General features: G+C 31.6%; 12 protein-coding genes. All 12 read left to right on the plus strand.

The window, feature by feature from the left end; all coding sequences use genetic code 11:
• Positions 1 to 557 precede the first annotated feature (557 nt).
• The 12 genes from ACFSR1_RS00680 (at position 558) to ACFSR1_RS00735 (ending at position 11,859) form a co-directional block, all read left to right on the plus strand.
• Positions 558 to 1,043, plus strand: a complete 486-nt coding sequence (locus ACFSR1_RS00680; protein WP_378288630.1) for a hypothetical protein — start codon at positions 558 to 560, stop codon at positions 1,041 to 1,043.
• Between the two features lie 151 nt (positions 1,044 to 1,194).
• A complete protein-coding gene (locus ACFSR1_RS00685) occupies positions 1,195 to 1,803 on the plus strand; it encodes a hypothetical protein (RefSeq protein WP_378288632.1) in 609 nt (202 codons plus the stop codon).
• A gap of 222 nt (positions 1,804 to 2,025) precedes the next feature.
• A complete protein-coding gene (locus tag ACFSR1_RS00690; RefSeq protein ID WP_378288634.1) occupies positions 2,026 to 2,532 on the plus strand; it encodes a hypothetical protein in 507 nt (168 codons plus the stop codon).
• Between the two features lie 185 nt (positions 2,533 to 2,717).
• Positions 2,718 to 3,224: a hypothetical protein gene (locus ACFSR1_RS00695; protein WP_378288636.1), complete on the plus strand. Its 507-nt coding sequence runs from the start codon at positions 2,718 to 2,720 to the stop codon at positions 3,222 to 3,224.
• Between the two features lie 871 nt (positions 3,225 to 4,095).
• The gene (locus ACFSR1_RS00700; protein WP_378288638.1) at positions 4,096 to 5,091 is read left to right on the plus strand and encodes a hypothetical protein; all 996 of its coding nucleotides are present in this window, start codon (positions 4,096 to 4,098) and stop codon (positions 5,089 to 5,091) included.
• Between the two features lie 87 nt (positions 5,092 to 5,178).
• Positions 5,179 to 5,811, plus strand: coding sequence for a hypothetical protein (locus ACFSR1_RS00705; protein WP_378288640.1), 633 nt, complete (start codon positions 5,179 to 5,181; stop codon positions 5,809 to 5,811).
• A 1,047-nt stretch (positions 5,812 to 6,858) separates the two neighbouring features.
• Positions 6,859 to 7,698, plus strand: a complete 840-nt coding sequence (locus ACFSR1_RS00710; protein ID WP_378288642.1) for a DUF2711 family protein — start codon at positions 6,859 to 6,861, stop codon at positions 7,696 to 7,698.
• Positions 7,699 to 8,097: 399 nt separating this feature from the next.
• Positions 8,098 to 8,352 carry a hypothetical protein gene (locus ACFSR1_RS00715; RefSeq protein WP_378288644.1) on the plus strand — a complete coding sequence of 85 codons (255 nt, stop codon included), beginning with the start codon at positions 8,098 to 8,100 and terminating at the stop codon, positions 8,350 to 8,352.
• A 200-nt stretch (positions 8,353 to 8,552) separates the two neighbouring features.
• Positions 8,553 to 9,233, plus strand: coding sequence for a hypothetical protein (locus ACFSR1_RS00720; protein WP_378288646.1), 681 nt, complete (start codon positions 8,553 to 8,555; stop codon positions 9,231 to 9,233).
• 212 nt (positions 9,234 to 9,445) lie between these two features.
• Complete coding sequence (locus ACFSR1_RS00725; RefSeq protein ID WP_378288648.1) at positions 9,446 to 10,147, plus strand: abortive infection system antitoxin AbiGi family protein; 702 nt, start codon at positions 9,446 to 9,448, stop codon at positions 10,145 to 10,147.
• A 119-nt stretch (positions 10,148 to 10,266) separates the two neighbouring features.
• Entirely contained in the window at positions 10,267 to 11,253 is a 987-nt protein-coding gene (locus ACFSR1_RS00730; protein ID WP_378288650.1) for a hypothetical protein, read from the plus strand.
• Positions 11,254 to 11,337: 84 nt separating this feature from the next.
• Positions 11,338 to 11,859: a hypothetical protein gene (locus ACFSR1_RS00735; protein WP_378288652.1), complete on the plus strand. Its 522-nt coding sequence runs from the start codon at positions 11,338 to 11,340 to the stop codon at positions 11,857 to 11,859.
• Positions 11,860 to 12,118 lie beyond the last annotated feature (259 nt).

Genomic DNA, 12,118 nt, shown 5'->3' on the forward strand with positions numbered 1-12,118 from the left:
CAATGGTAGTTGTATATTTATGAAGGCGCAATACTTGCAAAAAGTGAAAGTTAGCAACCAATGCGCAGTTTTTGTCGAAAATAGGGTAACATTTTGACCTGCTACGACACATATATTAAACGTTATGCACAAGCTAGTGGAATCTGAAAAGCAGAATGAATAAGCGGACGGGGTAATGGTCAAAGACCTGAGTCTTTTTATAAAAATAAGTTCTGACACGAAGGTTCTCCCCTATCAGCATTGGACGGAATAAAGGTCATCGCTATTTTGTGATGGTTATCACTAACCTAAAGTCGCAAAGCGATCTCGGGAATTGAAAAAATATTACGCAAATAGTTACGCAATCAATTATCGCTTTGCTCGAGTAAGTTTGCAAAGTAACAGCTGAATAAAAAAAGCCAGTGCATAACAAGATGTATAATTCATAGCGGCGGAAATTCCTAACGGAATTTCACGCGGGTTTACTAACTTTGGGCAGTTGCGGAATGTTAGTTGTTGATTGTCCCGCTACAAAATCATACATTAAACGTTGTACGCAAGCAGAAAAAACACTTAAATTGACAAAAAAGATAATATTCGGAATTTTAGCATTTGTAATCGGAATTGGAATTGCATTCTATACCGAATCCTTTTTTCGTGAAATAATTCAAAATATTTTCAAATGGTCAACATCTGACAAAATTCGATTTGTTGGGAAAAACTTTTTTATATTCTCAAATAAAATTCATTTTCTGACATTTGGAATTGGACTTCTAATCCTGACTATTGAAAACCTGAATCAAAAACTTACTCAAATAGCAAAAAGTGGAATTATAAGTCTTCTGATTTTCGGAATTTTAATAATTGGAATTTCATCTGTTGACGCGAATATTAAAGTGGTGGAATGTACAGCTTGTGACGACGGAATTAGAAAATTGAGTTGGAATGAAATAAATTATGGGCTGATCATAGGATTGAGTGCAATTATTTCCATTATTCCAAGCTTAATTAGAATAATAAAACGAAAAAAAAGCCAGCGTACAACAACATATATGATGTCATAGCAGTTTGTTAATGAATCAAAAAGGTTCTTGTATTTTTGGTTAGGCGCAATGCTTGCAGAAAGCAAAAGTTAGCAACCAATGCGCAGAAAAATCAAAAAACAAGGTAACAATTTGCTCTGCTACGACACATATATAAAACGTTAGGCAACATATGAAAAAACTCATTCTGACATTATTATTTTTAACTTCTTTAAATGTTTTTTCCCAAAAAAGGACTAAAATATTTTTCAAAGACTTTGTTGAATGTTTTTATTCGGACAACGCGACTGAACCAATTTCAATTTATAATAATCCGAATGAAAATATAATGGCGGAATTGAACTTATTGACCAAACCTCATTGTTGGTATAAGTTTACAATTTCTGAATCAAAAGACGGTTGGCTGAAAATAGAAAATGTAATTGTCTTACCAGCTTGTGAAGATAATGAGTTAAATATGGACATTGGAAAATATAAAAACAAATGGATTAAGTCAAAAGATATGATTATCAACATTGGAGCATCTGGTGATACTAAAATAAGCTGTCTCAATGATAAAAATGATAAAGGATTCGCCGAAATTGGATATAGATTTTATAGCAAACCAAATTCAGAATCTGAAATAGCATTTTGCGTGAAAGGCTACACGGAATCCGAATTAATAGCAGTAAACGGAACTTGGGCAAAACTTAAAATAGAATATGATAGTAAATCATATATTGGATGGATACAAAAAAAAATATCAATGCGCTTATCCGTGGACAGCTTGCCCAGCATATGATTGAAAAAACACGTTGCCTAACAACACCTATGCGATAATGCGGGGTTTAGGTTTAATAGAAAAGTCAGTGCTTATTTGGTTTGTCGCCAAAGTATTAAATTTAGTATTTTAGAAAATATAAAAACAAAACATAAACTTTGGCTAAGCGCTAGATCAAAAACCAGTCATTTTCTGCTTCCGCACTACGCATAGCTAACCGTTACCAACAACTAAAATTAAATATTGCAAACAGGAAAAATTCAAATATCTGACAAACGTAAAATCGCTAAAATTCTCAATCGAAGTAACTCGTTGTTGATTATTATTGGAATAGTATTCTTAATAATAGATTATGATTTATTTAGTTCTCATCCTATAATTTTAGTAACTGAGGGATACTTATGGAAAGGTTTAGCTATAGTATTCCAATTAGTATTTGTTGGAAACTTAATTAATTGGGAATTGAAAAAACAACGGATTATCAATATTTTATCAAATGGAATTATTACTCTAGTAGAACTAAAAATGAGTGAAAGAGTAAAACCGAACGATACTTCTTCTTTTTATATACATCTATTTGAATATTCTGTTTCTAATAACAAATATGAAGTTACTTTAAAAAACAAAAAAGATATTGTTAAATCAAATTATATAATATATCAAACGGACAATCCTAAAAACGGAATTGTATATGAGGATTTAAAAGAAGGAATTAAAAAACTAATCAAGACCCAATTAGGAACGAAATAAAAAAGCTGTTGGTAACATTATATATGAAATCAGAGCAAAGTTTAGTACCAATCGAAAGGTTATTTCCTTTTTGCGGTGGCGCTAGATTTTTATACATTAAACAAGAAATAAAAATGCGCAGATAGATCGATTGGTTCTGGCTTACTTGCCTTGCTCCGATTCATATATTTGGCGTTGTACACCATATGAAAAAAGTATTAACTACCATATTATTCATAATCGGACTATTAGCATTTGGACAAGAAGATCATCTTGAACAAATTGATCATCAAGTGAATTCAATAAATTTGAACTCTGAACTGTCCGTGAGTGAATTCGATTGGGTTGAACTGACTGGAATCGCAACGGATGGTGGCGGAATTTTAAAAATCTGGAGAAAAAACAACGATATTCGCAAAATAGTTCAAGAAATTGGACTTTCTTATGGACGAATTAGGGCGACTATTTATTTGACTAATGGAATTCCTATAAAAGTTATCGAAACGGAAGAAAACTTTGGACAAACCGATGATGGTTTAAATTACTCAAAACTTGATCAAGTTTTTAAGCAAGAGTTTTTTGTTTTCAACTGGGGAATGGGAGAAGGAAAATATAAAAAGACAGGAAAAAGAGTGATGAGTGAAGGTGGTTGTTCGCATTTTGAGAACTATGAGCCAATTATTGAAAGAGCAAAAAAAGCCATAAAGAAATGAAAGGTTATCTTGATAAGATTCCAAATGGCTTTCTAATTAAGTTGGAAAAAGTATCAATTAAGCTTATCAAAGTTTTGTTAGCTTTACTTATACTATCAATTTTGCTTACTTTATGGAAGAAAATGATCCTATATCTTAGCTTTTACCTAATTATCTGGGGATTAATTCCTGTTTTAGGTATTTATTTTCTAACTAAGATTATTAAAAAATATAAAAACGCAAATTAATACGGTGTACAACAGTTTGTATAGTTCATTTGCTCCCTTCGGGAAGCAAACGCACCATACAAGAGACGTTAGGGCACATACTTGTTATCTGAAAAGCAAAACGCAATCTGAACCTGTCTGCGGACGAACCTCGATCGTTTGAACTGAGAGTTTTTGCAGTGGTTTGTATCCGATCCAAAGTAAAAAAGCGATGAAAAATCACTCAAAAGGAGTATTTCGGAGTAGTAACGTGCTGAAAAATCGCTTTTTTTGGCTTATCACGATAATTTTGACGGAAAAAGGGTTTGTGATTTTTTAGTTTGGTAAGTGATAAATCCAAAGGCAGCAAAGTGATCGCTGGAGATTAAGAAAAATAATACGGAGCAATTCCTGCCAGAGGCAGGCAGGCGGAATCTGATATCACTTTACTGCGGCTTGTTTACTAAGTTCCGGCTTGTAAAAGTGGTACGTGCCATAACACTATATATGTGTTCATAGCAGTTAAGTGACGATTCGAAAAGTCTGTGTATTTTTGCAATGGCGCAATGCTTGCAAAAAGTAAAAGTTAGCAACCAATGCGCAGAAAAATCGAAAAGCAGGGTAACATTTTGCCCTGCTACGACACATATATTAAACGTTAGCAAATATTTGAGAAAAGTAACAATATGATTAAACTAAGTCAAGTAAATAAGTATACCGAAATCCCTTGTGTAATAGATGAAATTGAAGAACAAGTAGAGCACGATATAGAAAAAAACTTTTCAAGTTCAATTCATTTTGATGACGTTATTGTCACTCGGCACCCAAGAAAAATTAAAATTTGGGATATTAAAAACTTACCAAAAATAAATTTGATTTCTTCTTTTGATATTGACTGGGAAGGTAGTTTCATAAAAAAAGAAGGTGACCTAATTTACTTAGGGCAGAAAAAGGCTATTAAAATTGTAGATGTTTCAAATTTGAAAAAACCTATTTTAGTACGAACAGTAACATTTCCAGAAGATCAAGGGAATTATGTGAATTTTTATGTACTAGAGGGGATCATTTATGTGATGATTGATAAAGCCATATATACAGTTGACCAGACAAATACTATTTCAAAAGTTATTGATTTATCCAATGAGTATGAAATGATGTTTGATTATCCTATGGATATTAAAGTAAATAAAAACAAACTATATATGGCATTCAGACATTGTGGTTTATATGTTTATGAACGATCAGAATTGGATCAATCTTATGAATTTCAAAGCAATCACAAACCAGTCAACGGGTACACACCTACTTACATGCAATGGTTAAACCCAGAAGAAAGCATACTACTCATTGGAAATGATAATGTTGTAAAGTATGATGTAACTAACAGTAAAAAATTGAAAAGATTCAAAGCAGCTAAAATGGCAAAATCCGAAATTTATGAAGGAGAAATTAAGCGTGAAAATGAATTGTTTATTGCTGCTAACAAAATATCAAAAGGTAAATTTGTTACTGGAGTAATAGGATTAGATGATAAAGGTATCCAATTAGTAAACACACCAAAATTAGAGTATAAAATCAGAGAGAAATTTGGTGAAGATATAAAAGGAATCGTATTAAAAGATAATTATTTACTTATTATTGGTAAGGAAACTGGCTTCTACCTTTTTGAAGCAAATAAATAAACTAAAGCTCTGAAAACTAACATTTGCTAACACTATGTAAAAATGCATTAAAACGCATTTTACATTAAACGTTGCCAGTAATTTGAAATGACCGAAATTTTAAAGAAATATTTAGTTACAAAATGGTGGATTCCGATATTACTTTTTGGAATTTCTATAATTCTTTTCATTAGCGAAGCGATTCTACCAAATACTGATTTTGGTTTTTACTCTCTCGTGTTTTTTGGATTTGTATTACTCATTTCATCGGTTTGGCAATTATTCAAAGGAAAAATAGTAATTGGATTTTTCCAATTATCAATTTTGGTAGTACCTTTTGTATTCTTAGGTTTTATGGCTTATCTATTTGCTGGAATGATGAATAAACCTGACGGAGAATTGGCCTTAGATAGAATTGAACCATTAATTAAAGAAAAAACAGACTTGATTATCCCAAAGGATTTTGAAGTTTTGAAAAACCTTATCGAACATACAGAAGGAGCATTTGACTCTGATTATTCTATCGGACTGACAATTGAATATAAAGAATCTGATGAGAAAAATATTATAAAACAAATTCTTAAAAGTGCGGAATTGGAATCGGACAAAGGTTCGTGGAAAAAACGCAACAACGGATTTGATTTTGAACATAAATACAACGAAACAAATAGAGCTGAACCGTTTTATTTCAAAGTAGATACTTTAAACAATAAAATAGAACTGAATTTAAGTCACTTATGAATAAAAACTACTGGCAACACGGTATATAAAACATAGCTAATAAGTGCTTAACCGAAAGGTTCAACTTTTTTTGCAAAAACCGCCAAATTTTTAATTTGGCTTTTAAAATTGATAAGTTAAAAACAAAATATAAAAATTCGGCTCTGTGTTAACTCGAAAAGTTAGTGGTTTTTTACACGCTACGTTTCATACACAAACCGTTATGCTCCAGCATCAACACCGAAAACAGGATCTGAAAAGCAATACGAAAGCAAACTCTAAACGGACGGGTTACGGACAAAAGATCTGAGTATTTTTCAAAGATTTTTACCGGTTCAAAAGTTGGAACTCCTCCCCCATTCGGACACTGTACGTGGTAGCGAATTTGTGGTGGTTTGGCATAATCCAGTGGTAGCAAAGCGATCGCAAGAGTGAGAAAAACGATACGCAAGCATTTCGCAAGCAATTATCGCTTTGCCAGGCATCTTTGTAAAGTACAGGATCTATAAAAAGCCAGAGCATAACAAAATGTATAAGTTCATAGCGGCGGAAATTCCTAACGGAATTTCACGCGCTTTTGCTATCTTTGGGCTGTTGCGGAATATTCTCTATACCTTGATCCGCTACGAAACTATACATCAAGCGTTATGCACAAGCTAGTGGAATCTGAAAAGCAGAATGAATAATCGGACGGGGTAATGATCAAAGACCGGAGTGTTTTTATAAAGGTAATTTCTGACACAAAGATTCTCCCCTATCAGCATCTGACGGAATAAAGGTCATCGCTATTTTGTGATGGTTATCGCAAGCCCAAAGTCGCAAAGCGATCGCGGGAATGGAAAAAAATATAACGCAAGTAGTTTCGTAAGCAATCATCGCTTTGCTTAGGTAAGTTTGCAAAGTAACGGCTGAATAAAAAAGGCCAGTGCATAACAAGATGTATAATTCATAGCGGCGGAAATTCCTAACGGAATTTCACGCTGGTTTATTAACTTTGGGCTGTGACGGAACATTTACTGTGTGCTTGTCCGCTACAAACCATACATTAAACGTTACCACACATTGAAAATGAGCATATTCACTGAAAATAAAATATATCCAGATGAAGAGACTCCATTAAAGGAACACTTCTCGGAATTTTACGATTCAGTCTATGTAGCATTCTTGCCATTTTTCCGAATAGAAAATGAAACTAAATCGAAATCTTTTAAAGCGTCTGAACAAATAACTGTAGAGCAGGCAAAAGCGGAAATGAAAGAATTAAAACCGCTTAAACTTGATAACGTAGAAATTTTCACTTCAAACAAAGATTATCCGAAAGAAAAGGAGATTTATGAAAATGGAGTTCTAATCAAATGGAAAGAAATCGTTTCAAATACAGAGCTATCCGACAGCATAGAATTGAATAGAGCCTTAAAAACATCTATTGGTGCTTATAAAAAGAAACTTGAGCGACAAGATTTACTAAAAACCCTCAATGATTATACAGATTTACAAAAAATTTGGCATCCATCAGAAGGGGGATTTGATTCATTTGCAAAAAGTAAGATTTACCAAACGTTTAAGAAATTCGATAAAGAGAGAATCATAATTGTAGACGAGTTCTTTGAGAATACAGTTGAACTTGATTTGACAAAGATTTCGGAATATGAGTTTATTGAAAAGATAGATTACAAAGACTATTACATTTATTCATTTGACCGAGAAATTCTATTCACAATTGAATGGGACAGTTATTTTTATTTGATAGCTGTTAATAAGGATAAAATTGAATACATAGAAAATAGCTTTGAGGGATTTAATGCAGATGACAAAACCACTCACTTGTGGGATTGGAAAGAAGGAGAAATTGACCAAATCCTTAATTCGAACAATAAGAAACCTTGGTGGAAGAAAATAATAAAATAAAAGTGTGGTAACACTGTATATAGCAAATAGGGCATTCAGTGGTTTAAGAGAGCTCAGTGCTACTTACAAACACCGCCAAATCGTTGATTTGGCTTTTAAGAATGGATAAATTAAAAACAAAATACAACGTTTTGGCTCAGTGCAAACTTGAAAGTTTATCGCTTTCTACTGCCCTACTTGCCATATACTAAACGTTAGCAAATATTTCAAGTTGATTATCGATATAGAACGAAAATGATTTTATCTAAAAAAGTATTAATTGCAATTTTGGTTTTTGCTTTCACAATATTAGGGTGTAAAACAATTCATACGGATGAATTTCTACCCTCGAAAAAGAAACGTAAATATTTTGTCACAAAAATTGATTCCACTAAACGCTATTATATATTAAAATCTATTTTGAATACAGATTCTGTTACCGTAGTGGTTTTTAAAAACTCTAAGCAATTAAAACGAAAGAAAATTCAAAAAAATAATTTTATAAATCTAAAAACCTTTGACTTATTTGATGCAATTGCTTTAAATGCAAATTATTTTCATCAAGTAGATGGAATTGAAGTTTGGAATGGAAACCTTCCTGGAGAAGCTTATTTACACTTTACAGATGGAATGGGAAATGGTTATTTGGAAAATGAAGAGGAACTGGAATACTAACTCTAAAAACAATTTGCTAACACTATATATGATGTCATAGCAGCCAAGTGATCAATCGAATGGTTTTGTATATTTATGAAGGCGCAATGCTTGCAGAATGGAAAAGTTAGCAACCAATGCGCAGAAATATCGAAAATCAAGGTAACATTTTGCCCTGCTACGACACATATATTAAACGTTAGCATTCATTAAAGTAGATAATGAGAATAAGTAATTTTAAAACTCAACTTGGAGATATTTATGTGAATTTACATTCCACTAAAGGTGGAGAAATCACTAATTCTGAGTCTGGATATATTTTTAAATCTGATTCCTTTAAAATAGAAATAATTGAATTTACAGAAATTAAAAATTGGTTAAAAGAAGTTAGCGAAATTGAAATACAAAGTTCAATTGGTTGGATTTTTAGAATTACTAAATTAAATGAGAATAGCGAAACTTTGAATTTTGATTGTTCACTTGTAAGAACCAGTACTGAAATAACTTCTGAACCAGATACAGGAGAAAATCTTCAAGCAATTTGGATAAAGGATAAAAAGAATGTCGTCAGTATCGGAACTGAAGATGGAGAGATGATGAAATATCGAGCCGAAAAAAATGACTGGATGCCTAATCGATTTCAATCTGAGCTAGGAATTATTAAAACAGGTTTTTTTAATCAAAAATACAAAGAGAAATCTTTTACGAAACAATTACCTTTTGGATTTGAAACTAAAATTCCAAAACTAAAAAAAGGAGAAAAATTATATTTCCATTATTTAGTTGCCGCTAATGAGTTAAAAAAAAGTATTGATTATCCTAACGAGGATGATATTTCAACAAATTTTGCGGTAGATTATCCTAAATGGACTTTAATTGAGAAATTAAATATCAAGGAATAAAAAAACGAAATGCTAACATTATATATGAAATCAGAGCAAAGTTTAGTGTTAGATCGAAAGGTCATTTCTTTTTTGCAGAGGCGCTAGATTTTTATAAATTAATAAAGAAATAAAAATGCGCAGATAAATCGATTGGTTCAAGCATACTTGCCTTGCTCCGATTCATATATTTAGCGTTGTGTGTCACCAAACAAATGTAATGACGATAAATTATGATAGAATCTCATAATGAAAATATAATTGTGCATATTACAGAAGAATATAAATCTCTATTTTCAATTCTATCAGAAAGATCATTAAGACTTTCTTTCTCTTCGGAGAATTTTTATTTTAAAGACAAGGCTGTTTCCAAAGCAGCTCACCCTATGATTTGCTTCAGTGAATATAATCCTAAAACAATAAATCAGGAAAGAATAACTTATGGAAGTTATGGAATTGGATTCTCTAAAAAATGGGCTCGAAACAATAATATTGGACCAGTTTTATATGTAAGTCAAACATCGGTTGCTGCTAAAGGAATGAAAGAATTATTAACGGCTAGAAGAAAAACCAAAGAAGGACGATTGCCTAGAAAATTAAGACTTTCAATTATGGAGGTGAAATGCTTTATGAAAAATGAAATTGGATATAATAGTTTTTCCGGAGAATTAGACTTTGATTTTAAAGCAGAAAATGAATGGAGATATATTCCTAAAAAGATCGCTATTGACAATTACTTGATTTCACAGAATCAAAGAACATATTTAAAAAATAAGGATAAACACAACGAAAAACTGAAGAAATATCCTTTGCAATTTAATTTGAATGATATTGGATTAGTTTATGTGTCTAATAAATCTGAAAAAATAGAGTTATCTGAAAAGTTTGGATTAGAAAAAGAAAAAATCCGAATCTCAGAATGGAATAAAAAATAAAGGCGAACACACAACAAAGTGTGAGAATGCATTAAAACGCATCTTACACAAAACGTTGTAACACATTAAAATAAACATTGTTCGAACAAGAAAAAATAGCAAAATCACTTTATAGTGAATTGACAAACTATCTATCTGAAAAAGGATTACCAATAAAATCCGAATTAGAAGGAGCTGGTGTTCATTGGAATTGTATTTGTGAATCAGAAAATGCAAGAGTATCTATTTATTCTTGTGACCTGTCATATATGAGGGACAATAAAGGTAATATTGAGGAATTTATTGTTTCTTTCTTTTTAGAGGATAATGAAATATCTTGTGGACGTTCATATAACCGAAAAAAAGTAATTGAATCAGTAGAAAATTGGGTTTTAAAAAAATCAAAATCAGAATTATATACTAACTTCTCTTTTGTTGACAAAGGACTTAGAACCATTAAGCAACTTGAAGAAAACTGGTTAATAAAATATCCGAATTTAAAAAAATCAAATCGAGTAATTGATAATCACGGTAGTGGAATAATTCGATTTGAAATAAATAATATCGTCAGAGCTTGTTGGTTTACGACAACTGGAGAAAATAAAAAACTTTCCATAAGTTTCAGTATCGACGAATGTATACTTTTCGAATCTGTGGCTAAAAATGATGAAATAGCTGAAGTTTTGAATCGATTTTTAATAAAAAAAGAAAGTCTATCAAGCTTATCCAAAGAATTTAATTGGATAATTTCAAATGATTTAGTTAAAGCTTACGAAAATGGAAATGGCATTGAAGGAGAGTTTATTGATAGTTGGAATAGTATTACCAGATTTTACGAGGAAATAAATGGAGATTATATAAATGATGTTCTATCTTTTATATCAAATTTACGTTCTAAAGGGTTTGATAAAACATTAAGGGCAGGTCAATCATTATATACATTTATTCTTTCTAAATCGAGAAGACACGGTTTGATGGAAAATCAAAAATACTTGGCTTTCTCATTCCAAAAGGATAAAATGATAATTAGAAACAATAAGAATGAAGAAATGAGCTTTAATAAAATTGAACTAAACTCTGAAGTTGAAAGTTTATTAAACACTCTTAATCAGCAATCTATTGAATAAAAAACGTGTTACAACAATTTGTATAATGCATATGCACCCTTCGGGATGCAAACGCACCATACAAGAGACGTTACAGCACATATGATGAAAAAAGAAATAATTCCAATACTGATTTGTATACTTCTCCTACTCTACTCAATCGGAATTACACTTCTAACGGACTATGTACTAAATTATAAACATTATTTAGGAATAGCTCTCATTGGAATCTCAACAATACTTTATTTCAAGAATAAAAAGATATTTGTTTATGTATTCGGATTGACATTGATACTCGGAATTATAAGCTTAATAGATATTTATTATTGGGAAATTGTATTCAGCATTGGTCCCATTAATTTCAATCCAATATTTTTGGCTTTATTAATTACATTCCTTGTTTTAAATAAAAAGCAATTAAACGAAATGTTTCCTGAAAAGAAGTTGACGGAACAAGATCTGACGAATAAGAATGTAGAAACGGAAAAACTAATTGAGAGTTATCAACGAAAGTTCCAATCAAAACCTGAATCGGAATTGAAAAGTATTGCGGATGAAAATAGCGGTTATGTGAACGAAGCAAAAACCGCAGCAAAACGCATTTTAAAAACAAAAAACGTGCTGTAACACTATATATGTGATCATAGCAGCAAAGCGATGAATCAATTGGCTGTTGTATTTTTGGTAAGGCGCAATGCTTGCAGTGAGAAAAAGTTAGCAATCACCACGCAGAAAAACCGAAAAGCAAGGTAACATTTTTCCCTGCTACGACACATATATTAAACGTTATGCACAAGCATGTGGAATCTGAAAAGCAGAATGAATAATCGGACGGGATAATGGTCAAAGACCGGAGTGTTTTTATAAAGGTAATTTCTGACACAAA

It is taken from the genome of Aquimarina rubra (genome assembly GCF_042684305.1).
Taxonomy (GTDB): Bacteria; Bacteroidota; Bacteroidia; order Flavobacteriales; family Flavobacteriaceae; genus Aquimarina; species Aquimarina rubra.